The organism is Caulobacter sp. FG7 (assembly GCF_057808875.1).
Genome location: NZ_JBMDIW010000012.1, coordinates 72,072 through 98,685, shown reverse-complemented (window position 1 = coordinate 98,685; position 26,614 = coordinate 72,072). Strand labels below are relative to the sequence as shown.

Here is a 26,614-nt window from a genome sequence, read left to right as displayed (position 1 = left end):
TCCTACCGCGCGAACGCCACCTTGCCGTCGACCACCGTCAGGATCGGCTGGGCCTTCAGGATCTCGGCTTGGGGCACGGTCATCAGGTCGCGGTCGAAGGCGGTGAGGTCGGCGGCCTTGCCGGGTTCCAGCGTGCCGCGCTGCTGCTCGGCGAAGGCGGCGTAGGCCGGCGCCCAGGTCAGCATGCGCAGGGCCTGCTGGCGGGTTACGGCCTCTTCGGGATGCCAGTCGGCGTTCGAGAAGCCCGTCAGGCTCTTGCGGGCGACGGCGGCGTAGAACTCGATGCGCGGGTCGCCCACCTCGACCGGGGCGTCGGAGCCGGCGGCCACGACCGCACCGCTTTTCAGCATGTCGGCCCAGGCATAGGCGCCCTTCAGGCGGTCCTTGCCCAGGCGCGCAGGCGCGAAATAGAGGTCGCCGATGGCGTGGCTGGGCTGCATCGAGGCCACGACGCCCATCCGGGAAAAGCGCGGCAGGTCGGCGGCGTCGACGACCTGGGCGTGCTCGATGCGCCAGCGGCGGCCGGTGTCCGAACCGAGCGCTTCGCCAAACCAGTCCAGCACCATGCGGTTGCCGCGATCGCCGATGGCGTGCATGGCGACCTGGGCGTTCACGGCCCGCGCCTTTTGCATCAGGATCAAGCCCTGGTCGTGCTCGGTGAGCACCAGGCCCAGACCCTCGGCGTCGCTGTAGGGCGACAGCAGGGCCGCGCCGCGCGAGCCCAGGGCGCCGTCCATGTAGAGCTTGATCCCGCGCAGGCGGATCAGGCCGGTCGGGTCGGCGCTGGGGCCGGTCTTCAGCACCTCGGTCGCGCCGGACGGGTCCATGTAGTTGTCGACGCGCAGGGAGAAACGGCCCTCGGCGGCCAGCTGGCGCAGCTGGTCGAGATCGGCCGCCTCGACGCTCATGTTGCCAAGGCCCGTCCAGCCCCGCGAGGCGTAGAGCTTGCCGGCCGTCTCCAGCGCCTGGCGCTTGAGGGCGGGGGAGGGCGGCGGGATGACCCCTTCGACCAGGGCCTGGGCGTGGTCGACCAGCATGCCGGTGGGCTCGCCCGTCTCGTCTTTGAGGATCTGGCCGCCGTCGGGCGCCTTGGTGTCGCGGGTCAGGCCGGCCTTGGCCAACGCGGCGCTGGAGGCGACCACGGCGTGGCCGTCGGCGCGGCCCAGCACGATGATGCGGTCCGGCGCGGCGCGGTCGAGGTCGGCGCGGGTGGGAAAGCGCTTCTCGGGCCAGTGGGTCTCGATCCAGCCCCGGCCGTAGATCGGCGCGTCGCTCGGATGGGCCTGGGCGTAGGCGCGAACGGCGGCGACCAGGGCCTCGACGGAGTCGGTCTTGTCGAGATTGAGGGTCAGTTCGCGCAGGCCGATGCCGGTCAGGTGGGCGTGGGCGTCGACGAAGCCCGGATAGGCCGCGCCGCCCTTCAGGTCGATGTCGCGGGCGTCCTTAGCGGCCTTGGCGCGGGCGGCGGCCAGCGGGCCGACGAAGGCGATGGCCTTGTCGCGGATCAGAACCGCCTCGGCGGGCGGGGCGCCGGCCACGCCGGTATGGATCGGCCCGCCGTGGACCAGGATGTCGCCGGCCACGGCGGGGCAGGCAACGATGGAAAGGGCGGCGGCGAGCAGGGCGATGCGGCGCAAGGGGCGGTCTCCGAACTTCAGCGTCGAAAGGTAGAGGCCCGGCCTCGCCTCCTGCAACAAGGGTGTTAATCTATCGGCGATGGGACAGGGCTTCATGCTTTTCGAGACGGCGATCGGTCGCTGCGGCCTGGCGTGGGGCGCTGGCGGGCTGGTCGGCGTGCAACTGCCCGAGACCGCGCCGGGCGCGGCCTGGGCGCGACTGCGCAAGCGCTATCCCGACGCCAAGGAGACCGCTCCGCCGTCCGAGGTGGACGAGGCGGCCGACCGCATCATCGACCTGCTGGCCGGAGGCCGTGACGACCTTTCCGACGTGGCGCTGGACCTGACGGTTGTGCAACCGTTCAACCGCCGGGTCTACGAGATCGCTCGCGCCATCCGGCCCGGTGAGACTTCGACCTACGGCCAGGTGGCGAAAGCCATGGGCGAGCCGGGGGCCATGCGGGCGGTGGGCAAGGCGCTGGGCGAGAACCCCTGGCCGATCGTCGTGCCCTGCCACCGGGTGCTGGGCGCCGACGGCAAGATGGGCGGTTTCAGCGCCGACGGCGGGGCGGCCACCAAGGCCCGTCTGCTGACCATCGAGCGGGCCCGGGTCACCGACGTTCCGACCCTGTTCGACATGGACTTCTCGGTCGCCCCGCCCAAGGGGCGCTGAGGACGACGAAGAAGGGCGGCCCTCTCGAGCCGCCCTTTTCCGTTTTCGCCATCGCGGCTCAGAGGCCGCCGGGCTTGCACTCGTTCTGGAAGAACTTGTCGATCTCGACCAGCTGGGTCTCCATCATCTCGGGGGTCATGGTCGCATAGCCGTGACCCATGTCCTTGATCTCAAGCCACTTGTAGGGCTTGCCGGCGTTCTTCAGGCCGTTGATGAAGCGCAGCGAGTCCTTGATGTCGACATTGGTGTCGCGGTCGCCATGATACAGGAAGACCGGGATCTTGGCGTCGCCGGCGTTCTGGATGGCGTCGAGGCCGCCCACCGACGGCGCCTGGCGTTCGCGCAGGATGCGGCTGTTACTGGTGGCCTTGCGCATGTCCGACAGGCTGCCGCCAGCGCCCGATACCGCGCACTGGTAGAGGCCATTCGGCCGGATCGTCGCGGCCAGAGCCGCATAGCCGCCGTAGGAATAGCCGAACATGGCGATGCGGCTGGGATCGGCCAGCTTCTGGTCGATCAGCCACTTGGCGCCGTCGTCCTTGTCGTCCTGCATCTTGCCGCCCCATTCTCCGTCGCCGGCGCGCCAGAGCTTTTCGCCCCAGCCCATCGAGCCGCGGTACTGGGGTTGCAGCACGACATAGCCCCGTGAGGCGAAGTATTGCACCCAACCGGCGACGTCCCAGCCGAGGTGGTCACGGGCCCAGGGGCCGCCGTGCGGCAGGATGATGGTCGGGTGCGGGCCGGGGCCGAAACTGGCCGGCGGGGTCGTCAGGAAGCCGGGCACCGGCAGGCCGTCACGGGCGGTGTATTGCACCAGCTTGGTCTGGCCCAGGGAGGCGGTCTTGATCCAGGGTCGCGAATTGCCCAGCAGGGTCAGCTTTCCGGCCTGGTCCAGCAGATAGTATTCGGCCGGCAGCTTCGGGCCTGATTTCTCGACGATCACGGTGCCGCGGTCGCTCGACCAGTCTACGACCGAAACGTCGAAATCGGTCGTGACGTTGAAGCGGGTCTTGGCCTCGGTGTCGGGATCGGTCCAGGCCAGGGGCTCGGTCTTGACGCCCAGGGCGGTGCGGACCGCCTTGAAGCGCGCGCCGAGCTGCTCGTCGATCCAGTAGGCGCTGCCGCGCGCGTCATTGTAACCGACGGCCAGAACGTCGTCGTTGTCGTCGAGATAGATCCCCTGAGCGTCGAACAGCTTGTGCTCGAACAGCGGCTCGACCACCTGCTTGGCGGCGATGTCGTAGACGTAGATGCCCCGCTTGCCATTGGTCTTGACCATCGACACGTAGGCGATGTTGGGGTCGCTGCTGAAGCCTTCGAGGTTCGTGAAGTTGCGATCTCGGGCATAGGACCGGAAGTGGTCCTCCCAGGCGCCGGTCTTGGCGTTCTTGATCTGCTGGACGAAGTAGGCCTTGCCGTCCTCGTAGCCGACGTCGGTGCGGCCGCGGATCTCGCCCTTGGCGTCGGTGACGAAGCCGCCGTAGCGTCCCGCCATGCGATCGATGCGTTCGGCCGAATTGGTGTAGACATTGACCCTGTAGACGTCGCCTTCGCCGCCGCGGCGTTGATCGACGACCAGCACGTTCTTGGGATCGTTGGGAAGGTTGTCGACCACCAACGGATTGGCCAGGGCGCGCTCGCGGGCCTCGTCTTCGGTCTTGGCCGCGCCGGTATCGGCCAGCGGCGAGTTCCAGGTCTTGCCCTCGAGGTCGGTGAAATAGACCTTCTGAACGTGCCCTTTCCACGAGCCGATCGTCAGGGGCTGCATGGCCGCGACGCGCAGACGGTCGTTCTTCACGAAGCTCACGCTCTTGAAGACCATGGAGGTCGAGCCGATGATCGTCGGCGGCTTTTCCAGCGCATCCGTACGCCAGACGCTGATGTTGACCCTGGCGCCGTCACCGGACGTGAGCGCGGCGATATGCTTGCCGTCGGGCGAGACGACGACGTTGGATATCATCGCGTAACGGGTAAGATCTTTCGCGCTCGGAGCGTCGGCGGGAACCGGCGCGGGCGCGGCGAGCGCCGCTGCTGGGACGGCGGACAGGGCCGAGGCCGCCAGCAGGACGGCCACGGTAGAGCTTATCAAACGCTTGGAAAGCAACAGGATTCCCCCGAATCTGCATGAGCGCGCACAAGACATGCGCGCAGCGTGGGGTTGATGATTGCAGCGTCCCTGCGTTTCCCTCAACCCCCGCCATTGCTTAGGGCGACCAGCAGTTTCATCCAAGGATCAACGTTCTTGGAGGTCGCTTCCGCCGCCCCGTGGGCAAAACTGTGTCGTATTTGCTACGATCTCGGACATCCGCGTCACAATTTGGCCAAGTGCGTTGAGGCCGGTCGCAAACCTGTTACGTTTCGCCGCGCTGGCGGTATGGGATGTGCCGCTGGCGAAATGCAGTGCGGGGGACCCCGCGGGGGAATTTCATTGATGACGTTTGATAAGAGAAATCTGCTCGCGACGACGGTTATCGCGGGTATCGCGATGCTTGGCGTCGTGTCGGCCGCTTCGGCTCAGACCGCCAAGCCGGCTCCGAAGGAAGAAGCCGCCGCCAACGAAGTTGAAGAACTGGTCGTCACCGGTTCGCGCATCAAGCGCTCGGAATTCAACAGCGCCTCGCCGGTGACCGTGATCACCAGCGAAAGCGCCGAACTGCAAGGCCAGGTCGACACCGCCTCGATCCTGCAGAGCTCGATCCTCGGCGCCACCAGCCAGCAGATCAACAACAACTTCACCGGTTTCGTCACCACCGGCGGCAACGGCGCCAACACCCTGTCGCTGCGCGGCCTGGGCGCCCAGCGCAGCCTGACCCTGATCAATGGCCGCCGCGCCGGTCCCGCCGGCATCGGCGGCACCGTCGGCCCGTTCGACCTGAACGTCATTCCGAGCTCGGTCGTCGACCGCACCGAAATTCTGACCGGCGGCGCCTCGTCGATCTACGGTTCGGACGCCATCGCCGGCGTCGTGAACATCATGACGAAGCGCAACAGCGACGACGGCGAAATGGCCGTCTACGCCAACGTGCCGTTCAGCAAGGGCGGTGAAGTCTACCGCGCCAACCTCTCGAAGGGCTGGACCTTCAGCCGCGGCTACGTGAACGTCGCCGCCGACTACTACCAGTCGAACGGCCTGCGCTTCAAAGACCGCGACTACCTGAACTGCCCGCAGGACTACACCTTCGATCCGGCGACCGGCGCCCGTCGCGACCTCGTCATGCCCGACGGTTCGTACAAGTGCCTGAACACCCTGACGGGCATCTACATCCGCGGCACCTCCCGCTACATCCCGGACGCCACCGCCGTCTCGAACGGCTGGGACCTGAACGGCTTCCGCCGCGTCAACGGCAGCCTGGCCGCCGTCACGGCCGACCTGCGCACCGATCTGGCCGGCACGCAATCGGCCTACACGATCTACTGCGGCAGCAGCACGACCGGCAACTGCGCGAGCCCGCTGGCCTTCGCCCGCTCCAACCAGGCGCTGCAGACCACCGACTCGCCGCTGCAAGGCTACCGCCACGCCGTGTCGCCGGTGACCCGCAAGTCGGTGTTCGTCTCGGGCGGCTTCGACCTGACCGAAAAGACGGAACTCTACGGCGAACTGCTGCTGAACCGTCGTGAATCGGAACAGCGCAGCATCCGCCAGCTGGGTCCGACGATCAACGCGAACAACCCGACCAACCCCTTCAACTTCGCCAACAACCCGAGCTACGTCGGTCCGACCGGCGCGGCCCTGGCGGCCTCGTCGTTCTCGCCGATCTTCGTGCTGCCGATCACCCGCGACCAGACCGTCGACTACGCCCGCGTCGTCCTCGGCGCCCGCGGCGTGCTGCCGGAATCGCTGCCGATCCTCGGCAACTGGGACTGGGACATCTACGGCCAGTATTCGAAGTCGTCGGGCGATTACGGTCAGGACTTCATCTACAACGACCGCATGCTGGCCGTGTCGGGCGCCGCCCGATGCAACCAGGCGCTCGTGACGATCTCGGCCAACATGCCGAACGCGACCTGCCCGACCAACATCAACCTGGCCAAGGTCTCGACCGTCGGCGGCAGCTACCTGACGCCGGAAGAGTACGCCTTCCTGAACGGCTACGAGCAAGGCCACACCGAGTACGTCTACCAGTACGTGGAAGGCTCGATCAGCGGCGACCTGTTCACCCTGCCGGCCGGTCCGGTGGGCGCGGCCGTCGGCTTCCAGCTGCGCAAGGAACAGCTGGACGACGTTCCGGGCTACAACAGCCGCAACAGCAACTACAACGGTTCGGCCGCCTCGGCTGAAACCCACGGCTCGGACGAAGTGAAGGAGCTCTTCGGCGAACTTGAAGTTCCGCTGCTGAAGGACCTGCCGCTGATCGACAAGCTGACGCTGAACTACTCGGCGCGCTACTCGGACTACAAGTCGTACGGCTCGAGCAGCACCTACAAGGCCGGCCTGAAGTGGAACATCAACTCCACCTGGGCTCTGCGCGCCAACAAGGGCACCTCGTTCCGCGCTCCGGCGCTGTACGAACTGTACCTCGGTTCGTCGTCCAGCTTCCTGGCTCAGACCAGCGACCCCTGCTACCAGTACGCGACCACGGCCGGCGTGACCGACCGTCAGCGCGCCAACTGCGCGGCCCTGGGCATCGCGGGCAACTCGACCCACGGCGGCGCCGGCTCCTACACCATCTTCGCCAAGGGCGGCGTTGGTTACCTGGAAGCCGAAGAGTCGGACAACAAGTCGATCGGCATCGTCTTCTCGCCGAGCTTCATCGACCTGAACGTCTCGCTCGACTACTCGGAGCTGACGGTCAACAATCAGGTGCAGCGCTACGGCGCCGCCAACATCCTGGACTCGTGCCTGGATGCGCCTGACTTCCCGACCAGCCCGTACTGCAGCCTGATCACCCGCAACACCGACACCTCGTCGGCGACCTTCGGCGCCGTTCTGACCGTGTCGGACGCGTACCTGAACGTGGCCAAGCAGTGGAACAACGCCCTCGACCTGAGCGCGGTGTACCGTCACGAGCTGCCGCACGGCACCCTGACCGTTTCGGGCCAGTTCACCTGGACCCTCGACTGGTACACCCAGCTGAGCAACGGCGCGGATCCGGTGAAGAACCAAGGCTTCACGGCCTATCCGGACTTCGCGGGCCGCACGGGCGTCTCGTATAACCAAGGCGACTGGACCGTCACCTGGGCCACCCAGATGGTCGGCAAGACCTCGGACGTCGACGACAGCTACAGCGGCTACGGCACGGACATCATCACCTACCGTGACCAAACCGCCTACGTGAAGCGTCACATCGAGTTCAACGCCACGCACGACATCTCGGTCCGTCGCAAGTTCGACGACATCACCGTGATCGCCGGCATCAACAACGTGTTCGACGAGCAGCCGCCGTTCTACTCGTCGTCGTCGGCGAGCCGCTTCTCGAACATGCGTCTGGCCTCGTCCTACGACATCCTCGGCCGTCGTATGTTCGTGAACGTCAGCAAGAAGTGGTAAGAAAACCAACCCTCTAGGGGGCTGGGAAGGGCGGCGAGGGCAACCTCGCCGCCCTTTTTCTTTGGTCTCGTTCCCGGCTTGGCCGGCGGCCCGGCCCAAAACGAAAACAGCCGCCCCGGGCGACCGGGGCGGCTGTCGATGATCCGAGGATGGAGCGGGCGCGAAGCCCGCAGCCTCACGCGACCTGGGCGGCGAGGCCTTCGAGCACGCGGCGCAGGTCGGCCTCGCGGAACGGCTTCTGCAGCACCGCAGAGCCCTTGTGCGGCTCGGTCAGGCCCGCCTCGCCATAGCCGCTGGCGAAGGCGAAGGGCACGCCGCGCGCCTTCAGGGCGTCGGCGACCGGGAAGATCGGCCGTCCGCCCAGGTTGACGTCGAGCAGGGCCGCGTCGATCTCGGCCGATCCGGCCAGGCGCAGGGCCTCCTCGATCTCGGCGGCCGGGCCCACGACCTCGCAGCCGAGATCGCCGAGCATGTCCTCGACCAGCATCGAGACGAGGGCTTCGTCTTCGACCACCAGAACCTTCAGGGCGGCGAGGGTCTTCATCTGTTTCACGGCTCCAGGGCGGCGAGGGGCAGCGTCATGGCGCAGACCAGGCCTGATTGATCATAGGCGAGACGGACCACGCCGGACAACTCGCCGGCGAGGCCCTTCTCCAGAAGGCGAGCGCCGAAGCCACGACGGGTCGGCGGAGTGACGCTGGGGCCGTCGCGCTCGGTCCAGGTCAGGACCAGGCGGGCGGGGGCCTGCGGCGGTTCGGTGGACCAGGCCACCGTCACGCGCCCCTCGGGCGTCGACAGGGCGCCGTACTTGGCGGCGTTGGTGGCCAGTTCGTGCACGGCCATGCCGATGGCGACGGTGGCCTTGGGGTTGAGGCGCAGGTCGCGGGCATAGTCGAAGTCCAGCCGCTCGCGGCCGGCGAAGGCCTCCAGTTCGGCGTCGACGATCTCGCGCAGGCTGGCGCTTTCCCAGTTCTGCTCGGTCAGCAGGTTGTGGGTCTGGGAGAGGGCGATCAGCCGGGCTTCGAAGGCCTCGCGGAAGGCGGGAAGGCCGTCTGCGGCGCGCAGGGTCTGGGCGGCCATCGACTGGACGGTGACCAGGGTGTTCTTGACCCGGTGATTGAGTTCGTTGAGCAGCAGGCGCTGGCGCTCCTCGGCCCGCTTGCGCTCGGTGACGTCCAGCGACACGCCGGCCATGCGTCGCACGCTTCCGCCGATCACCGGCGTCTCGTCGCGCACCGCCGCGCGGCCGCGGGCGTGCACCCAGCGCGTTTCGCCGCTGGGGATCACCACGCGGTACTCGATGTCGTAGTCGCCGCCGGTGCGGATGGCCTCGTCCATAGCCGCCAGCATCCGTGCGCGATCGCTCGGGTGAATGGTGGCCACCAGGTCGTCGAAGCCGAAATCCTGGTCGGCCGTGCGCCCGTAGTTCGACTTGCAGATGTCCGAAGCGTCGTAGGCGCGGGTCTCGACGTCCAGCTCCCAGGAGCCCAGGCGCCCGGAATCGAGGGCGAACTTCAGGCGCTCCTCGGTGCGGCGACGCTCGGTCAGCTCGCGGTGTCCGGCTTCGCCCGCGCGGCTGCGCTCGATGGCGACGGCGGCCTGGGCGGCGAGGCCAATGATCAGGGTTTCGGCGCGGGCGTCGAACTTGCCGGTCTCGCGATGGCCGAAGAACAGGCCGCCCAGCACCACGTCGTCGACTGTGGTCACCGGAGCGGCCAGGTAGCTGCGCACGGGCAGATGTCCCTCGGGCATGCCCCGGCGCGGCGCGTTCTGGCCATAGCGCGGATCGGCCAGGATGTCGTCCGAACGGACCACGCCCACGCCGTTGAAGGTGGGGGCGAAGATCGCCGTCTTGCGCGGCATGGGAAAGTCGGCGAACGCCTCGGGCGGCGCGCCGGCGAGGCCATAGAGCATGTAGCTCTCTCCGGCCTCGTCGGTGACGTTGTAGAAGAACGCGCCGAACTGGGCGCCGATCAGCTCGACGCCGCCGTCGATCACCGCCTGGACGGTCTCGCCCGGGCTCTGGTGCGCGCCGATGGCCGCGGCGATGCGGCTGAACGCCTGGTTGCGGCGCACCTCGTCGGCATGAGCGGCCTGCGCTTCGGCCAGCCGCCGGCGGAGATCGGCCATCTCCTCCGTCGCTGACACCGCGTCGGCCTCCAAAACGGTCACCTAGGCTCCCCCCTAGACCCCAACGCCGACAACACGGCGCGTCGACCTGAACGCGCCGGAAACGGTGCGGTTCCGCCGATCGTAAACAAGCTTGGCTTTTAGGGAAGCGGTGACGTGAAACGCCTGTCTCGCCCCGGAGGCGGCTGCCTTCAGCCGGTCGCGCCCTCGGTCAGCAGGAAGGCGCGCAGCGGGGCCGGATCGACGCCCTTGGCGACGAAGGCCTCGCCGATCCTGCGCACGAGAACGAAGGTCAGGGCGCCGCCCTCGGCCTTCTTGTCCTGGCCCATGTGGGCGATCAGGGCGTCGGCGCCGAAGGGCTGGCTGCGCACCTCGGCCAGGGTGTTGGGCAGGCCCGAGGCCTTGATGGCGGCCACGGCGCGGACGGCGTCCTGGGCCGAACACAGGCCTTGCGCGGCCGAGAAGCGGAAGGCCTGGGCCATGCCCACGCCGACGGCCTCGCCGTGCTTGAGGGCGTCGCCGAATCCCATCTCGGCCTCGATCGCGTGGCCGAAGGTGTGGCCGAGGTTGAGGAGCGCGCGGCGACCGGCCTCCTTCTCGTCCTCGGCGACGATCTCGGCCTTCATCTCGACGCTGCGGCCGACGGCGCGGACCAGGGCTTGGGTGTCGCGCTCAAGCACGGCGTGAACGTTCTTTTCCAGCCACTCGAAGAAGTCGAAGTCGCCCAGCAGGCCGTACTTGATGACCTCGGCATAGCCGCAGGCCAGTTCGCGGGCGGGCAGGGTGGCCAGCACGTCGAGGTCGGCCAGGACGAGGCGCGGCTGGTGGAAGGCGCCGATCAGGTTCTTGCCGCGCGGAGTGTCGATGGCGGTCTTGCCGCCGACCGAGCTGTCGACCTGGGCCAGGAGGGAGGTCGGGATCTGGATGAAGTCGACGCCGCGCTTGTAGATCGCCGCCGCGAAGCCGGCGAGGTCGCCGATCACGCCGCCGCCGAAGGCCACGATCATGTCGCCGCGCTCCAGGTTCAGCGCCAGCAGCTGGTCCGACAGGTGAGCCAGGCCCTCGAAGCTCTTGGTCTCCTCGCCTGGCGGCAGCACGATGACGTCGACCGAGGCGCCGGCCTTTTCCAGCGACACCGACAGGCGCTCCACATGGTGTTCGCCGACATTGGCGTCGGTGACCACGGCGCAGCGCTTGCGCTTGGACAGGAACGGCAGGACGTGCTCGCCGGCCTTGTCGATCAGGCCCGTACCGATGACGACGTCATAGGCGCGGTCGCCCAGGCCCACGGGAACGGTGCGGATCACGGTCTTACTCTCCGGTAGCGGACGCGGCGGCGAGGCGGCCCTGCAGGGCGGCGATCACGGCTTCGACGGCCACCATGTGGGGCGTGTCGCCGGTCTCGACGGTCAGGTGGGCCTCGCCATAGGCGGGGTAGCGGGTCACGGCCTGCTCGCGCAGGACGTCCATCGGGTCGCGATTCTTCAGCAGCGGGCGGCCGTCCTTGCGGCCGACGCGGCGGGCCAGCAGCTCCAGATCGGCCTTCAGCCAGATGGCGATGGCCTTGTCCTTGATCAGGGCGCGGGTCTCGGCGTTGACGAAGGCCCCGCCGCCGGTGGCCAGCACGTGCGGCGGCTCGTCCAGCAGGCGGGCGATGACCCGGCGCTCGCCGTCGCGGAAGGCGTCCTCGCCCATTTCGGCGAAGATCTCGGGGATCGAGCGGCCGGCGGCGCGCTCGACCTCGTTGTCCGCGTCGCGGAACGGCAGGTCCAGCGTGTTGGCCAGGCGCCGGCCGACGCTGGACTTGCCCACGCCCATCAGCCCGACCAGCACGATGGTCCGGTCACGGAGGTCTGGATAGCGGGGCGGAGCGAGTTCGGCGGTCATGGTCGGCTCCCCCGATACACGACCCGCGCCCCTGCCGCCACGCTTGGGACTGCGGTTATTCCTGGGGCGGGCGTTAGTTTTGGGGGAGGGGGAGCTTGCGTGGAGGTTCCCCCTTAGAACTGCGCCTTCACCTGCGCCCCGACGGCCAGGGCGTTGGGAGTGTCGCGATAGTCGAAGGCGCCGGGGTCGAGGATGTATTGTACGTCGGGCCGCACGGTCAGCCAGCGGGTGGCCTGCCAGCCGTAGCTCAGCTCTATCGCGGTCTCGCCCGCCGGCAGGGCGCCGTAGTCGACCGGCGGGGCGGCGGTGTCGGCATAGGCCTGCCGCAGGCGCGGATTGAGCCGGGCGTGGATGATGCCCAGCGCGATGGTGTCGGCGTCGCGGCCGCGGAAGGTTCCGGTCTTGACCAGGCCCGCCTCGTACCAGCGGGTGATCGGGGCCGAGGCCTTGGGGTTGCTGGTGAACTGGCCAAACAGCGACAGGCCCCGGTTTCCGCTGCCCTCGCGCCAGATCATCTGGTCGGCCAGCAGGTAGACGCCGTAGCGGCCCTTCACGGTTCCGGTCTCGCCCTGGCGGGTGACGCGCGAGCTGTCGTAGTAGGCGCCCAGCTTGTAGTGGCCCGGCAGGCCGCCCCCGGAATTGCGGGAGGCCGCGCCGCGGTCGTACTCCACCTCCAGCGGCAGCATCACCCCGGTCGAGCCTGAGGCGAACGGACGCCAGGCGTTGGCCTTGTCGTTCAGCGCCGGGTTCACCTGGTAGACGCCGGTGCGCACCAGCAGGTCCGGCCGCACGGCGTAGCGCGCCGCCACGCCCCAGCGGGCGTTGGGATAGTTGTACCAGCCGCTGTCGCCCGACATCGACAGCGGGTGGGCGCAGAAGGCCGCGTTGACCAGGTTGCAGCCGATGGCCATGCCGCCCAGGTCGTTGCCCATGGCGAAGAAGCCGGCCCGCAGGTCCAGCCGGCCGCCGTCCAGCTGCTGCTCGATGGAGAGCTCGGTCAGGCGCGTATACTGGCCGCCATAGGCTTCCTGGATCGGCAGGCGGTTGCCGACCACGTCGGACGACACGCCCTTGCCGCGTCGGTCGTTGAAGGTCAGGTGCAGGATACCCCCCGACCAGCCGGCCAGCTTGTCGAGGTCGAAGTCGGCGCCGACCCGGATCTGCTGGGTGTAGCCGCCGCCGCGCCGCAGGCCGCCGTCCAGCACGCTGAAGGTCTCCGAGACATAGTCGCCGCGGAGGGCGATCCCGCCTTCGGCCAGGTCGGTGCGCAGACCGCCCCAGTCTCCGGTCAGGGTTGTGCGTTCGCCGGCGAGGGCGGGCGAGGCGCAGGCCAGGGCCGCCGCCAGTCCGGCGGCGGCGCCCAGCCGTTCGATCGGCCTGCTCATTTCAGCGCGTAGGCGATCACGTAGTCGCCGCGATCGGGCGACTGGCGCGCGCCGCCGGCGGTGATCACCACGTACTGCTTGCCGGTCTTGGGCGAGCGGTAGCTCATCGGGCCGCCCTGGCTGCCCACCGGCAGGCGGGCCTTCCAGACTTCCTTGCCGGTGCCCGAGTCGAAGGCGCGCAGATAGTAGTCCTGCGTGCCGGCGAAGAAGACGAGGCCGCCTTGCGTGGCCAGGCTGCCGCCCAGGGTAGGCAGGCCGATCGGCATCGGCAGGCCCATCTTGATCCCCAGCGGACCGGTGTCGCGCACGGTGCCGACCGGGACCTGCCACTTGATCTTCTGGGTCGTCATGTCGACGGCGGTCATCGTGCCGTAGGGCGGGGCCTGGCAGGGGATGCCCAGCACCGACAGGAAGCGGTTCTTGTCGACCGAATAGGGCGTGCCCTTCAGCGGCACGGCGCCCATGCCGGTGTTGACCGCTTCGCCGCCGCCCGCGGCCGCGGCCTTGCTGGTGTCCTGCGGGATCATCCGCACCCACAGGCCAAGGCGCATGTCGTTGACGAAGATCGTGTTGGTGGTCGGGTCGGTCGACAGCCCGCCCCAATTCATGCCGCCCAGCGAGCCGGGGAAGCTCAGCGACTTGTCGGTGCCCGGGGCGGTGTAGAGGCCCTCGTAGCGCATGCCCTTGAAGGCGATGCGGCACAGAAGCTGGTCGAAGGGCGTGGCGCCCCACATGTCGGCTTCCTTCAGCGTCTGGGCGCCGATCTGCGGCATGCCGGTCGAGCGCGGCTGGCTGAGAGCGTAGGGCTCGCCGGGGATGTCGGCGGCCTTGACCGGCACGTTCTCGACCTTGGTCAGCGGCTGGCCCGTGGCGCGGTCGAGCACGTAGAGCTGGCCGGCCTTGGTGCCGAAGACCAGGGCGGGGGTCGTGCCGCCGCCAGCCTTGGGGAAGTCGATGAAGCTGGGCTGCATCGGCACGTCGAAGTCCCAAAGGTCGTTATGGACCGTCTGGAACACCCACTTCTCGCGGCCCGTGGTGGCGTCCAGCGCCAGCATCGAGGCGCCGTAGCGGTGGTCGAGCGCGCTGCGGGTCTTGCCGTAGAGGTCGACCGAGGCGCTGCCCACCGGCATGAACACGGTGTTGGAGGCGGCGTCGTACGACATCGACGACCAGACGTTGGGGGTCGAGCGGGCGTAGGTCTTGCCGGCCGGTGGCGCGCCGGTGATCGACGGATCGCCGGGATCGAAGGCCCAGCGCAGGGCGCCGGTGATGACGTCGAAGCCGCGCACCACGCCGCCGGGCATGTCGACCTGGACGTTGTCGGCGATGCGGCCGCCGACCACGATGGTCGTGCCGGCCAGGGTGGGGGCGGCGGTCAGCTGGTACTGCGGGTCGGGCGCGTCGCCCAGGCCCGCCTTCAGGTCGACGCGGCCGGCGGTCCCGAAGTCCTGGCAGGCCTTGCCGGTGTCGGCGTCGAAGGCCATCAGCACGGCGTTGATGGTGTTCATCAGGATGCGGCGACGGCAGGGCGCGCCCTCGGGGACGGTCGCCGTCAGGACGGGCGTGGCGCCGGCGGCGGTCGGCTGCAGCAGCGGCGCGCCGGCGTCGAAATAGGCCAGGCCCCGACAGCGCATCCAGACCGAGGCCTTGGCGTCGACGATCGTCTTCCACTTTTCGCGGCCGGTGTCGGCGTCCAGCGCGATGACGTTGTTGTGCGGGGTGCAGATGTAGACGGTGTCGCCGACCTGCAGCGGGGTGTCCTGGTCCTCGGCGCCGTTGCCGTCGCTGACCGCCACGTCGCCGGTGCGGTAGGTCCAGGCGACCTTCAGACCCTGCACGTTGTCGCGGGTGATCTCGTCCAGCGCCACGAAGCGGCTGGCGCCGGGGGTGTTGCCGTAGGCCTCCCAGTTCTTCTGGGCCTTGGCCGGATCGACAGGGACGAGGCCGCCGGCCGCGCCGGTGAAGGCGACGGTGGGGTGGGGAAAGAACATGGCGGTGAAGCCCGCGCCCGCGCCCAGGGCCAGCACCGCGCCGGTCGCCAGGGCGGGGACCAGGGCCGAGGGCTTGCCGCTGGCCCGCGCCATCAGCGGATAGGAGAAGGCGACCACGGCCGCGCCGACGCTCAGGGCCAGGAGGCGCGAGATCAGCGGCCAGAACGAGACGCCCGACTCCCACAGCGCCCAGATCACCGTCAGCACGAACACCGCCCCGAACAGCAGGGCGCCGGCCGTCCTGGCCCGCGCGATCTGCACGCCCGAAGCGGCCAGCACCACGCCGGCGGCCAGGAAGTAGGGGCTGCCGCCCAGGGCCAGCAGCTTGCCGCCGCCGATCAGGAAGAACAGGCCCGCGGCGACGATGACCGCGCCGAGCAGCAGCAGCCATAGCCGCGCCAGCGGACTGACGGCTTTACGGGTGTCGGACAGGGTGGAGGGCATGGGGTCTCCCGTGGATGATCGACGCGGCTCGACCACTCCCGTCCGAACAGATGGACGTATGGAGCCCCCCACGGGCTCAAGCTCACGCTAGGTAAGCGGCACATTCGCGCTGTGAACCCAAACCCGGCCGCCTGCAAGCTTTTCTGGCCGACCGCGGTTACGCCCTTTGGCCGCGCAATCGCCGTCCAACCGTCTTCTGCCTGCCGCGCTTCCTTGCCATAGTAGGGCTCATGGCTTTCTCCCCGCGTTCCCCGCTGGCGCTCGCCGCCGCCGTTTCCGTTCTCGCCGTCGCGGCGTCCGTCCACGCTCAGGAGGTGGCCGTCAGCACGCTGGCGCCGCCGGACCTGTTCTCGAATCCGGCCGCCGACACCGGCCTGCCGGGCGACCTTTGGAAGGACGCCTCGCCGGGCCTGATGCGCGAGACCCTGCCCAAGCTGGGCGCCAAGCCGCTGTCGCCGGCCTTCGCCGACTTCGCGCGGCGGGTGCTGGCCACCGGCGCACGCGCGCCGGCCGGCGTGGGCGACGATCCCGAGATGGGCGGGGCGCGGGCCCTGGCCCTGATCGCCCTGGGCGAGGCGGCCGGCGCCAAGCGGGTGATGGACCGCACGCCGGGGCTCGACCAGAACGCCGCCCTGGCCATGGCCGCGGCCGAGGCCAACCTGATCGCCGGCGACGACGACCGCGCCTGCGCCGTGGCCGACGTCCTGAGCGCCGATCGCGGGACCGGCTACTGGCTGCGGCTGCGCGCCTTCTGTCAGGCTAGGGCCGGCCAGACCGCCGAGGCCCAACTGACCTTCAATCTCGCCCAGCAGCAGGGCAAGGACGCCGACTACGCCCGGCTGATGCCGGCCCTGCTGTCGGGCGCGGCGCCGACCGGCGGCGCCAACCTGCGCACCGGGATCAACTACGCCCTGTCGAAGAAGCTGGGGCTGGACATCCAGGCGGCTTCGGCCACCGCGACCCCGGCCACCCGCCCGCTGCTGGCCCCGCCGGCGGCCGACCTGGCGGCCGCGCAAAGCTCCGATTGGGCGTTCCTGAAGTCGGCCAAGCCCGGGGCGGACTTCGCCGCCGCCGCCCGCGCCGCCGCCCCGCTGATCGCGGCCCTGGTCGCCGCCGACGCGCCGCTTACCGATCCGGGTCTCTTCCTGCGTGCGGTCCTGACCGCCGGCGACGTCAAGACCGCCCAGGCGATCCGGGGCAAGATGACGAGCGACGCCATCCCCGGCGTCGGCAACCAGGACCTGGCCCTGTTCGACGCCGCCCTGGCCGCCAGTTCGGGCGGCTCGACCGACCAGGCGCTGGACCGGCTGGTGGAGCTGGGCGCCAATGGCGGAACCAAGTCGCCGGCCCAGCCGGCCGCCGTGGTGCTGCAGGCCCTGGGCGGGGCGCTGAGCCCCGAGGACCGAGCCACCTTCGCCGGCTTCGAGGCGGGTAAGTCGAACGCCTCGGCCGCGCGACTGGCGCTGCTGGACAGCGCGGCCGCCGCCGGCCGCAAGGGCGAAGCCGCCGTGCTGGCCCTGTCGGTCGCCGCCGACGCTGGTGTCGCCGGACCTACGGCCGCCGATCGCGCCCGCATCGTCGCGGCGTTGAACCGTGTGGGCCTTGCCGCCGACGCCCGGGCGCTGGCCGTCGAGGGCCTGCTGCCCGGGCCGCCGGCCCCGCCGGCCGCCAAGCCCGCCGCCAAGCCGACCCCGAAGAAGAAATGAGCGGCCCCAAAGCGGGTGGAAAGGCCGAGGGCTGGGTCGAGGCCTTCCTGGAGATGATGGCCGTCGAGCGCGCGGCCGCCGCCAACACCTTGCGCGCCTACGAGAAGGACCTCGAGGACGCCCGGGGCTTTCTGAGCGGCAAGGGCGACGATCTCGACACGGCAGACGCCGAGACCATCGAGGCCTATTTCCAGGACCTGGGGGCGCGCGGTCTTTCGCCGGCCACGGCGGCGCGGCGGCGCTCGGCCGTGCGGCAGTTCTATCGCTTCGCCCTGGGCGAGGGCTGGCGGACCGACGATCCGTCGCGCCGGGTGGTCGCGCCCAAGGCCGGCCGGCCGCTGCCCAAGGTGCTGTCGCGGGCCGAGATCGACGCCCTGCTGGCCGCCGCTTCGGCCAAGGACGGGGCCCAGGGCCTGCGCCTGTCGTGCATCATCGAGCTGCTCTACGCCTCGGGCCTGCGGATCAGCGAACTGCTGGCCCTGCCGTTGTCGGCCTTGGCGCGGGACCCCGCCTTCCTGATGGTCAAGGGCAAGGGCGGCAAGGAACGGCTGGCGCCGCTGAACGACGCGGCCCGCTCGGCGGTGAAGGCCTATATCGCGGGAAGGGTGCAATTCCTGCCAAAGGGCCGCAAGGACAGCCCGTGGCTTTTTCCCTCACGCGGCAAGGGCGGGCGGCTGACGGCGCGGCGGGTGTCGCAACTGCTGGAAGACGCGGCGATCGCCGCCGGCATCGACCGAGAGAAGGTCAGCCCGCACGTGTTGCGCCACGCCTTCGCCACCCACCTGCTGGAGGGCGGCGCCGACCTGAGGGTGATCCAGACCCTGCTGGGCCACGCCGACATCGGCACCACCCAGATCTACACCCACGTGGCCGGCGAGCACCTGGCCGAGGTGGTCAGGACCAAGCACCCGCTGGGCCGCAAGGACTAGGACCGAGCCTCAGTCTACCGTGTAGAGGAAGTCCATGGTCTCGGTGTCGCCCCAGACGACGCAGGAGCCCTTGCCATGGACGACGATCGGCTGCTTGGTCGAGTAGGCCGTGAGCAGCATCGCCAGCTTGGACTGGCCGGCAGGGGTGGTGCTGTCGAACGCCCAGCGGACGGAGACGGTGGCGCAGCCGGGGACGGCGGAGCGCGTGCCGTTATGGGTGAAAAGGACGACGCCGCCTTCCAGCACGTGAATGTTGCTCACCGTGCCCGCGCCAGTGTTGGAGGCGTGGGCGGATGACGCCGCCAATATGGCGGCCGTCGTGACCAAAGCAGTGAGAAGACGCTTCATCGTAAACCTGTGAGTGAAAGCCGGACGGATGGCCACGAACCGTGGGTGAGTGAGCTATGGCGCAGCTATAGTGTGTGTATGGCAAAGGCTGCAACTTTGGGTCGGAAACGCCCGCGGTCTTCGTCAATCTGTCACGGAACCCAGGCAGGTACCGCCGCGCGGCCTTGGTCGCGCTTGGTTCGTCAGTCGGCGGAGGGAAGGTCATGAACCTGCGGAAACTCGTGGTCGGAGCAGCGGCGCTCGGCCTGGCGGCGGCCGGCGTCTCGACGCTGGCGACGGCCCAGGAGGCCGCCCAGCCTGTTCCGCGCTCGCCGGGCCTGCCGTTCAAGCCCAAGGGCCTGCCCGACCGCATCGTGCTGACCGCGGGCGCGGATCCCTCGCGCGAGATGGCCGTGGCCTGGCGCACAGATCCGCGCCAGGCGAGCGCCGAGATCCAGCTGGCCCCGGCCATCGACGGTCCGAGCCTTGAGTTCCACGCCAAGACCCTGGCCGGAACCAGCAAGGCCATCGACAGCGCCAACGGCCCGGCGCTCTATCACCAGGCGCGGCTGACGGGCCTGTCGCCCGATACGGCCTATGTCTACCGCGTGAAGGGCGCCGACGGCTGGAGCGAGTGGCTGCAGTTCCACACCGCCGCGGCGACGTTCCGACCGTTCCGCTTCCTCTATCTGGGCGACACCCAGAACGGCATCCTGCCGATCGGCTCGCGGGTGATCCGCCAGGGCTTCCAGTCGACCGCCGCGCCGGCCCTGGTGCTGCACGCCGGCGACCTCGTGGCCCAGCGCGACGACCTCGACCACGACGACGAGTGGGGCGAGTGGACGGCGGCCGGCGCCTATAACTTCTCGACCGTTCCGCAGCTGCCGGCCACCGGCAACCACGAATATGTCGACGTGACCAAGGCCGACGGGACTGAAAGCCGCAAGCTTGGCCCCTACTGGCCGCTGCAGTTCGCGCTGCCGGACAACGGGGCCGAGCCGGTGAAGGCGACGACCTATTACGTCGACTATCAGGGCGTGCGGTTCATCATCCTGGACGGCACGGCCGCGCTGGATCTCGGCGCGCTGGAGGCCCAGACCCGCTGGCTGGACCAGACCCTGGCCGCCAGCAAGGCCAGTTGGAACATCGTCACCTTCCACCAGCCGATCTTCACCTGCGCCCGCCCGCAGGACACCGAAAAGCTGAAAGCCGCCTGGAAGCCGGTGTTCGAGGCCCGCAAGGTCGATCTGGTGCTTCAGGGCCATGACCACTGCTATGCGCGCCTGACCAGCGAGGCCGGCAAGGCCGACGCCGCGCGCCGCCACAAGGCAGGCCAGCCGCAGGGGCCGGTCTATGTGGTTTCGGTGGTCGGCTCGAAGATGTACGCCCTGAACGACCGGGCCCTGACCCAGCCCGACAAGGTCGCCGCCGACACCGAGTTCTACCAGGTGATCGACGTGGCGGCCGACAAGCTCGGGTTCGCCGCCTACACCGCCAGCGGCAAGCTCTACGACGCCTTCACCCTGCAGCGCGGCAAGGACGGCGCCAAGACCCTGGTCGAGAGCACCGAGTCGATGCTGGCCCAGCGGGTCTGCACCGGCGCCACGGGGCCGGACGGGGCGCCGTGCCTGGGCCGCGCGAAGTAGAGACGGCGAAACCGCTTAGACTTTTCCCCGACGCGCTCTAAGAAGCCCGTACTTTTTGTGCGGGCTTCGCTTGAGGCCCAGGGAGACCTCCATGTCCGACGAAACCCGCGATTCCAACGGCGCGATCCTGGCCGACGGCGACAACGTCACCCTCATCAAGGACCTGAAGGTCAAGGGCTCGGGCGGGGTGACCCTCAAGCGCGGGACCCTGGTCAAGAAGATCCGCCTGACCGGCGATCCCGACGAGATCGAGGCCAATGTCGACAAGGTGAGAGGCCTCGTGCTGCGCACCGAGTTCGTCAAGAAGGCGTAATCGCGCTCATCGCGAGAAATTCCCGTCTCGTCTTAACCGTTTAGCCGGGGTTGGGCGCGATCCTGCCGGCGATTTCGTCGGGGGACGAGGGGATCGCGAGTACGCGTATGGTGGCTTTCAAACGGTTCGAGGGCGATGGGCGGCAGACGCGCCTGCTGCTGGCGTTGATCTTCGCCTACGCCGTGACCATCGCCTATTGCGACCTGCTGACAAGGGGGCCGTCTGGCATGGCCACCCTGTGGCCGTGCAACGGCCTGTTGGCCGGCGGCCTCGTCCTGCTGACCCCGCGCCGCAGCCTGATCCTGCTGGTGGTCACCACCATCTGCCACGTGCTTCTGGATCGCCTGGGCGGTACGGCGCCGGCGATGACGGCGCTGTTCACGGTGCTCGACACCATCGAGGCGGCGGTGATCGCGGTGGTGCTGCGCAAGGCCTTCGGTGGGCCGCCAAGGATGAAGAACCTGACCCAGGCCCTGAGGGTCGTGGGGCTGGCCCTGCCGATCACCGCCGTGCTGGCCGTGATCGGGGCCTTCGCCAGCGCCCCGATGCTGCACGTCTCGCTGCCGGTGCTGGTCAAGAACTGGCTGTTCGTCAACGCCCTGGGCATGACGGCCGGCCTGCCGATCGCCCTGATCCTGTTCGACCCGCGCATCCAGCGCGGCTTCGAGCGGCCGGTCTGGGAAAAGATCGCCTGCTACGTGATGGTGGCGGTCGCCGCCTTGATCGCGTTCGGCCGACCCGGCCACACACTGCCGTTCCTGGTGTTTCCGGCCGGGGTGCTGGTGGCCTTCCGGTTGGGTCCCAAGGGTGCGGCCTGGACGACGGTGATCGTCGCGGCCATCGCCGCGCCGCTGAGCGTGCTGGGCATCGTCGCCGAAGCCGCGACCCGCGCCCAGGCTTCGGAGCGGATGCACGCCCTGCAGTTCCTGGTCAGCGCGCTGCTGTTCACCTGCCTGGCCGCCGCCCTGGCGCTGGCCAACCAGCAGCGCCTCAAGCAGCTCCTGGTGCGGCGCCAGGCCCTGGCCCGAAAGGCCCAGGCCCGCGCCCAGGCCGCCAGCCAGGCCAAGACCGAGTTTCTGGCCACCATGAGCCACGAGATCCGCACGCCGCTGAACAGCGTGCTGGGCTTTACCCGCCTGCTGGCCGACCGCGACGACCTGGCCCCCGAGGCCCGCCGTCACGTGAGCCTGATCGACGGGGCTGGCGGGGCGCTGCTGACCCTGGTCAACGACGTGCTGGACTTCTCGCGGGTCGAGGCCGGCCGGGTGGAGTTGCAGGTCGAGCCCGCGCGCGCCGAGACGGTGCTGCGCGACGCCGTCGCCATCGTCGCTCAGGAGGCTCGCGCCAAGGGCCTGGCGCTGGATGTCGAGGCCGAGGGCGAGACCGGCCGCCACCATGCGCTGGACGCCGATCGCCTGCGCCAGGTGCTGCTGAACCTGCTCAACAACGCCGTGAAGTTCACGCCGGCCGGCCGGGTGACCGCGCGACTTGCGGTGACGCCCGGCAGGGACGCCGACCTCTTGCGGATCGAGATCGTCGACACCGGCATCGGCGTGCCGCCGCAACTGCGCGATCGCCTGTTCCAGCGCTTCAGCCAGGGCGACAGCTCGGTGACGCGGGCTTTCGGCGGGGCGGGGCTGGGCCTGGCGATCAGCAAGGCGCTGGTCGAGCTGATGGGCGGGCGTATCGGCATGACCGCCAACCCGGATCAGGGCTCGACCTTCTGGATCGAGCTGGCGGCGCAGGCTTGCCAGGCCGCGCCGCCGCCGGTGATCGCCGGCGGCGGCCGGATCGCCTCGGCTCGCGTGCTGCTGGTCGACGACCATCCGATGAACCGCGAGATCGGCGGCGCCTTCCTGGCCCTGGCCGGCTGCGAGGTGGTCACCGCCGAGAACGGCCAGGAGGCCGTGGAGATGGCCGCGAGCGGCGGCTTCGACGTCGTGCTGATGGACATCCACATGCCGGGCATGGATGGCCTTTCGGCCACTCGCGCGATCCGGGCCCTGCCCGGGCCCGTCTCGGCCGTGCCGATCATCGCCATGAGCGCCGACGCGCTGCCCCAGCAGATCGCCCAGTGCCGCGAGGCCGGCATGGTCGACCACGTGGCCAAGCCGATCCAGAAGGACGTGCTCTACGCGACGGTCGAGAGCTGGTTGGGCGCGCGCGAGGCGGCCTAGGCCGTGGCCGGCTTCGGCCGGGTCCAGCGGTCCAGGCCGAAGAAGAAGAGCCCCGCGAAAAGCAGCAGGCCGAAGGCGACGTAGTTCAGGCCCGCGACCTTGGGGTGCACGAAATAGGGCGTCGGCCACAGGGCCAGCTGGGTGAGGGTATTGGCGGTGTGGGCCGCGACGCCGGCGAGAATGGCGACGAACAGCCGCCGCATGTCGCCCTTGGCCATGAACCAGGCGCAGGCGCCGAAAGAGAGCGCCATGACCAGCATCAGGCCCACATGCCAGAGCGGCATCATCAGCACGCCGGAGATCGCCTCGTCGGCGGTGCGGCCCTTGAACATCCGGAACCGGCCGGCGAAGCCATTCATGCCGTTCAGCTTCAGGTCGGCCAGGATCGCCAGCATGTAGGCCGGCATGAAGGCGTGGAAGACGGCGGTCAGCAGGGTGACTGCGGCCACGAACAGGCGAGCCGAGACAAGCGCGATGCGCATCGGATTGATCCTGCGGCGATAGGCGGCCAGCACGCAGCCGGCGGCGAAGGCCAGGGCCTCGCCCGGCGCGTCGATGGCGGAAAGCTCGGCTTTCATGCCGGCGGCCCAGTCGCGCTGGGCGGTGGGCAGGACGGCGGCGGCGTGGTCGAGCAGGCGCTCGGCGAGGCTCATGGGCGCACCGCCGAGGGCTGGAGCGGCGCCGCGTCGGGCGTGGCCTGCGCGCGCTGTCGGGCCAAGGCGACGCCGTTGGCTGTCAGGCGATAGGCGTGACGGGCGGGGCGGCCGGGCTGCAGCGGCTGGCGCCACTCGGCCTCCAGGTAGCCCTGGTCCGACAGCCGCATCAGCAGCGGATAGAGCGTGCCCGACTTCAGGCCCGTTTCCTTGGACAGGTCGTAGCCGTAGCGCCAGGCCTGGGGCTGGGCCAGCAGGGCGGCCAGCACGCCGACCGTCTGGCGCGAGATGTTGGGTGCGCGGGTCATGTCGTCATTAACGATATATGTAGAGTTTAAGTCAAGTATCATCGTTCGGCAATTTGGCGGTCGTCGCCGTTAGCAGCGGCGGCGACCGCGTGAAAGTCGCGTCTCAACCGCCGCGCGCGGCTTTTTCCAGCGTCGGCACGTCGATCTTGCTCATGGTCATCATCGCCGCGAACACCCGGCCGGCGACGGCCTTGTCGGGTCCGGTGGTCAGCTCGATCAGTTGGCGCGGGGTGACCTGCCAGGACAGGCCGTAGCGGTCCTTCAGCCAGCCGCATTGCGAAGGCTGACCGCCGCCGGCCAGCAGGCCGTCCCAGTAGTGGTCGACCTGCGCCTGGCCGTCGCAGTCGATCGACAGCGAGATCGCCTCGGTGAACTTGAAGTGGGGCCCGCCGTTCAGCGCCACGTGCGGCTGGCCGTCGAGCTCGAAATAGACCGTCGACACCGAACCGCCGGGCCCGGCCGGCGGCGGCACGTCGTCGGGATAGCGGTTCACCGACACGATCCTCGAATTGGGAAAGATCGAGACGTAGAACTCGGCGGCCTCCAGGGCCTGGGTATCGAACCACAGGAACGGCGAGATCTTCGGCATGGCGTTGCTCCTCCTGCGCGACCTCGGCGGTCGCGTCTTCCCGAGGACGAAGGAACGCCCGCCATGCCGACAGGGTCGAGGAGATTTTTTGCTGAGGGCCCCCTCGGTCGGCTTCGCCGACGGCTCCCCAGAGGGGGCGCATCTTGGCGCAGTAGATCCTCCCCCTCGGAGGAGGGGGCTACCCCCGCATCCAGTCGATGAAGGCCCGCAGGGCCGGGGAGAGCTGGCGGCGGCTGGGATAGTAGAGGAAGAAGCCGGGGAAGGGCTCGCACCAGTCCTCCAGCAGCGAGACCAGCCGGCCGGCGGCGATGTCGTCGGCGACGGCCTCGCGGAACGGGAAGGCCAGGCCCGCGCCGGCGCGGCAGGCTTCCAGCATGACGACGCCGTTGTCGGTCAGCAGGGCCGGCGGCGGGGTGACGACCACCAGGCGGCCCTTGCGCTCGAACTCCCATGGATAGGGCTGGCCCGAGGCGCGGCGCACCAGGAGGCAGCGGTGGCCGCTCATCAGGTCTTCCGGCTTGGTCGGAGCGCCGTGGCGCTCGATGTAGTCGGGGGTGGCGACCAGGGCCTGGGAGAGCTCGCCGCCCAGGGGCACGGCGATCATGTCGGCCTGCAGCCGCTCGCCCAGCCGCACGCCGCAATCGAAGCCGCCGGCGACGATGTCGGCCAGGGCGTCCTCGCAGACGATCTCGACCCGCACGTCTGGATAGGCGTTCATGAAGCCGCCCAGGCGCGGCGCCAGCAGCATCCGCGCGGCCGTGCTGGCGACATTGACCCGCAGGCGGCCGGCCGGGCGGTCGCGGAACATCGCCACCTCGTCCAGGGCCGCATCGATGTCGGCCAGGGCGGGGCCGAGCCTGGCGAGAAGCCGCTCGCCGGCCTCGGTGGGAGCCACGCTGCGGGTGGTGCGGTTGAGCAGGCGCACGTCGAGACGGGCCTCGAGGTTGCGGATCGTGTGGCTGAGGGCCGAGGCGGTGACGCCCAGCACCTGGGCGGCGGCGCGGAAGCTGCGGCGCTCGGCGACCAGGGCGAAGACGGCGAGGTCGGGCAGGGGACGGGTCGACATTGCTGAGAGATGCTCAGGAGTGCGTTGAGACCGCAAGCGGTTATCGTGCGGCCCGCCTGGACCCATCTCTGCGTCGTCGCGGCCGGACCGCGACCGAAATTCCGCAAAAGGAGCTGCCCATGAAGACGCGCAAACTCGGCGACGGCCTGGAGGTCTCGGCCCTCGGTCTCGGCTGCATGGGCATGAGCTGGGCCTATGGTCCCGCGCCCGACAAGCAGGCGATGTTCGACCTGATGGCCAAGGCCGTCGACCTGGGCGTCACCTTCTTCGACACGGCCGAGGTCTATGGTCCCTATGTGAACGAGGAGCTGGTCGGCGAGGGGCTGAAGCCATTCCGCGACAAGCTCGTTATCGCGACGAAGTTCGGCTTCGACATCGCCCCCGACGAGGCCGGCGTTCCGCGCATGCGCGGCGTCAACTCGCGGCCCGACAACATCCGCGCCGTGGCCGAGGCGTCGCTCAAGCGCCTGGGCGTCGAGGTGATCGACCTCCTCTACCAGCACCGCGTCGACCCGAACGTGCCGATCGAGGACGTGGCGGGAACGGTCAAGGACCTGATCGCCGAGGGCAAGGTCAAGCACTTCGGCCTGTCGGAAGCCGGCGCGGCCACCATCCGCAAGGCCCAGGCGGTGCAGCCGGTGGCGGCTCTGCAGAGCGAGTATTCGCTGTGGACGCGGGGGATCGAAGTCGAAGTGCTGCCGACGATCCGCGAGCTGGGCATCGGCCTGGTGCCCTACAGCCCGCTGGGCCGCGGCTTCCTGACCGGCGCGATCAAGGCCGGCGACGGCTTCGGCAAGGACGATTTCCGCTCGACCCTGCCGCGCTTCCAGGGCGAGGCCATCGCCAAGAACCAGTCGCTGGTCGAGGCCCTGACGCAGCTGGCCGGCGAGAAGGGCGTGACGCCGGCGCAGCTGGCCCTGGCCTGGCTGCTGGCGCAGGGACCCGACATCGCGCCGATCCCGGGCACGACCAAGGTGTCGCGTCTGCAGGAGAACATCGGCGCGGTCGACGTGACCCTGAGCTCCGAGGATCTGGCCAGGATCGCCGCGGCGGTGCCGGAGACGGAAGTCGAGGGCGCGCGGTATGCCGAGGCCGGCCTGGCGATGGTGGGGCGATAAAGATCCTCCCCCTGAAGGGGGAGGTGTCGGCGAAGCCGACGGAGGGGGACGTTCCTGCTTCCCCCGGCGGTCGCGTCGACTTCGACAGATACTTCCCCCTCCGGCCCTCCGGGCCACCTCCCCCTTCGGGGGGAGGATCTCTGAGCGGCGGTCCCTTTTCCGCCAGGT

The 26,614-nt window shown here is 69.5% G+C and carries 21 protein-coding genes; 8 read left to right on the top strand and 13 right to left on the bottom strand.

Annotated features, from left to right (window positions below; genetic code table 11):
- Nucleotides 1-2: 2 nt before the first annotated feature.
- Nucleotides 3-1,637 (bottom strand): amidohydrolase, encoded by a 1,635-nt coding sequence (locus ACODR1_RS11945; RefSeq protein WP_488880644.1) that lies wholly within the window; start codon nt 1,635-1,637, stop codon nt 3-5.
- 79 nt (nt 1,638-1,716) lie between these two features.
- Here ACODR1_RS11945 and ACODR1_RS11940 point away from each other — a divergent pair, with 79 nt between their 5' ends.
- Nucleotides 1,717-2,289: a methylated-DNA--[protein]-cysteine S-methyltransferase gene (locus ACODR1_RS11940; RefSeq protein ID WP_488880643.1), complete on the top strand. Its 573-nt coding sequence runs from the start codon at nt 1,717-1,719 to the stop codon at nt 2,287-2,289.
- Between the two features lie 58 nt (nt 2,290-2,347).
- On the opposite strand, the gene ACODR1_RS11935 is transcribed toward ACODR1_RS11940, so the two are convergent.
- Nucleotides 2,348-4,363, bottom strand: a complete 2,016-nt coding sequence (locus ACODR1_RS11935) for an alpha/beta hydrolase family protein (protein ID WP_488880642.1) — start codon at nt 4,361-4,363, stop codon at nt 2,348-2,350.
- Nucleotides 4,364-4,774: 411 nt separating this feature from the next.
- On the opposite strand from ACODR1_RS11935, the gene ACODR1_RS11930 reads away from it, so the two are divergent.
- A complete protein-coding gene (locus ACODR1_RS11930) occupies nt 4,775-7,777 on the top strand; it encodes a TonB-dependent receptor plug domain-containing protein (RefSeq protein WP_488880641.1) in 3,003 nt (1,000 codons plus the stop codon).
- Nucleotides 7,778-7,952: 175 nt separating this feature from the next.
- Here the strand turns inward: ACODR1_RS11930 and ACODR1_RS11925 are convergent, their stop codons facing one another.
- The 6 genes from ACODR1_RS11925 to ACODR1_RS11900 all read right to left on the bottom strand — a co-directional run bounded on the left by ACODR1_RS11925 (nt 7,953) and on the right by ACODR1_RS11900 (nt 15,614).
- Nucleotides 7,953-8,321, bottom strand: coding sequence for a response regulator (locus ACODR1_RS11925; protein WP_101714994.1), 369 nt, complete (start codon nt 8,319-8,321; stop codon nt 7,953-7,955).
- A 5-nt stretch (nt 8,322-8,326) separates the two neighbouring features.
- Complete coding sequence (locus ACODR1_RS11920; RefSeq protein ID WP_488880640.1) at nt 8,327-9,907, bottom strand: sensor histidine kinase; 1,581 nt, start codon at nt 9,905-9,907, stop codon at nt 8,327-8,329.
- 191 nt (nt 9,908-10,098) lie between these two features.
- Nucleotides 10,099-11,214 (bottom strand): 3-dehydroquinate synthase, encoded by a 1,116-nt coding sequence (gene aroB / locus ACODR1_RS11915; RefSeq protein WP_488880639.1) that lies wholly within the window; start codon nt 11,212-11,214, stop codon nt 10,099-10,101.
- 4 nt (nt 11,215-11,218) lie between these two features.
- Entirely contained in the window at nt 11,219-11,794 is a 576-nt protein-coding gene (locus tag ACODR1_RS11910) for a shikimate kinase (RefSeq protein ID WP_488880638.1), read from the bottom strand.
- 113 nt (nt 11,795-11,907) lie between these two features.
- Complete coding sequence (locus tag ACODR1_RS11905; RefSeq protein ID WP_488880637.1) at nt 11,908-13,179, bottom strand: carbohydrate porin; 1,272 nt, start codon at nt 13,177-13,179, stop codon at nt 11,908-11,910.
- Nucleotides 13,176-15,614, bottom strand: coding sequence for a membrane-bound PQQ-dependent dehydrogenase, glucose/quinate/shikimate family (locus tag ACODR1_RS11900; RefSeq protein ID WP_488880636.1), 2,439 nt, complete (start codon nt 15,612-15,614; stop codon nt 13,176-13,178). Before ACODR1_RS11900 ends, ACODR1_RS11905 begins: the two co-directional genes overlap by 4 nt.
- A gap of 230 nt (nt 15,615-15,844) precedes the next feature.
- Between ACODR1_RS11900 and ACODR1_RS11895 the strand changes: the two genes are divergently transcribed.
- Both ACODR1_RS11895 and ACODR1_RS11890 read left to right on the top strand, forming a co-directional pair.
- A complete protein-coding gene (locus ACODR1_RS11895) occupies nt 15,845-17,320 on the top strand; it encodes a hypothetical protein (RefSeq protein WP_488880635.1) in 1,476 nt (491 codons plus the stop codon).
- Nucleotides 17,317-18,249, top strand: coding sequence for a site-specific tyrosine recombinase XerD (locus tag ACODR1_RS11890; RefSeq protein WP_488880634.1), 933 nt, complete (start codon nt 17,317-17,319; stop codon nt 18,247-18,249). Before ACODR1_RS11895 ends, ACODR1_RS11890 begins: the two co-directional genes overlap by 4 nt.
- 9 nt (nt 18,250-18,258) lie before the next feature.
- Here ACODR1_RS11890 and ACODR1_RS11885 read toward each other — a convergent pair whose 3' ends face one another.
- Entirely contained in the window at nt 18,259-18,597 is a 339-nt protein-coding gene (locus tag ACODR1_RS11885) for a hypothetical protein (RefSeq protein ID WP_488880633.1), read from the bottom strand.
- Nucleotides 18,598-18,800: 203 nt separating this feature from the next.
- On the opposite strand from ACODR1_RS11885, the gene ACODR1_RS11880 reads away from it, so the two are divergent.
- From ACODR1_RS11880 to ACODR1_RS11870, 3 genes are all read left to right on the top strand, one after another.
- A complete protein-coding gene (locus ACODR1_RS11880) occupies nt 18,801-20,222 on the top strand; it encodes a purple acid phosphatase family protein (protein WP_488880632.1) in 1,422 nt (473 codons plus the stop codon).
- 91 nt (nt 20,223-20,313) lie between these two features.
- Entirely contained in the window at nt 20,314-20,535 is a 222-nt protein-coding gene (locus tag ACODR1_RS11875; protein WP_116487796.1) for an alkylphosphonate utilization protein, read from the top strand.
- Between the two features lie 107 nt (nt 20,536-20,642).
- On the top strand, nt 20,643-22,712 hold the full coding sequence (locus ACODR1_RS11870) for an ATP-binding protein (RefSeq protein WP_488880631.1): 2,070 nt from the start codon (nt 20,643-20,645) through the stop codon (nt 22,710-22,712).
- Here the strand turns inward: ACODR1_RS11870 and ACODR1_RS11865 are convergent.
- The 4 genes from ACODR1_RS11865 to ACODR1_RS11850 form a co-directional block, all read right to left on the bottom strand.
- Nucleotides 22,709-23,365: a hypothetical protein gene (locus ACODR1_RS11865; RefSeq protein ID WP_488880630.1), complete on the bottom strand. Its 657-nt coding sequence runs from the start codon at nt 23,363-23,365 to the stop codon at nt 22,709-22,711. The two genes, ACODR1_RS11870 and ACODR1_RS11865, sit on opposite strands and share 4 nt — an antisense overlap.
- Nucleotides 23,362-23,673, bottom strand: a complete 312-nt coding sequence (locus tag ACODR1_RS11860) for a PadR family transcriptional regulator (protein ID WP_488880629.1) — start codon at nt 23,671-23,673, stop codon at nt 23,362-23,364. The genes ACODR1_RS11865 and ACODR1_RS11860 overlap by 4 nt, the downstream gene beginning before the upstream one ends.
- 103 nt (nt 23,674-23,776) lie before the next feature.
- Nucleotides 23,777-24,262, bottom strand: coding sequence for a VOC family protein (locus ACODR1_RS11855; protein ID WP_488880628.1), 486 nt, complete (start codon nt 24,260-24,262; stop codon nt 23,777-23,779).
- A gap of 178 nt (nt 24,263-24,440) precedes the next feature.
- On the bottom strand, nt 24,441-25,328 hold the full coding sequence (locus ACODR1_RS11850) for a LysR family transcriptional regulator (protein WP_116487802.1): 888 nt from the start codon (nt 25,326-25,328) through the stop codon (nt 24,441-24,443).
- Nucleotides 25,329-25,447: 119 nt separating this feature from the next.
- Between ACODR1_RS11850 and ACODR1_RS11845 the strand changes: the two genes are divergently transcribed.
- Nucleotides 25,448-26,446, top strand: coding sequence for an aldo/keto reductase (locus ACODR1_RS11845; protein ID WP_488880627.1), 999 nt, complete (start codon nt 25,448-25,450; stop codon nt 26,444-26,446).
- Nucleotides 26,447-26,614: the final 168 nt, after the last annotated feature.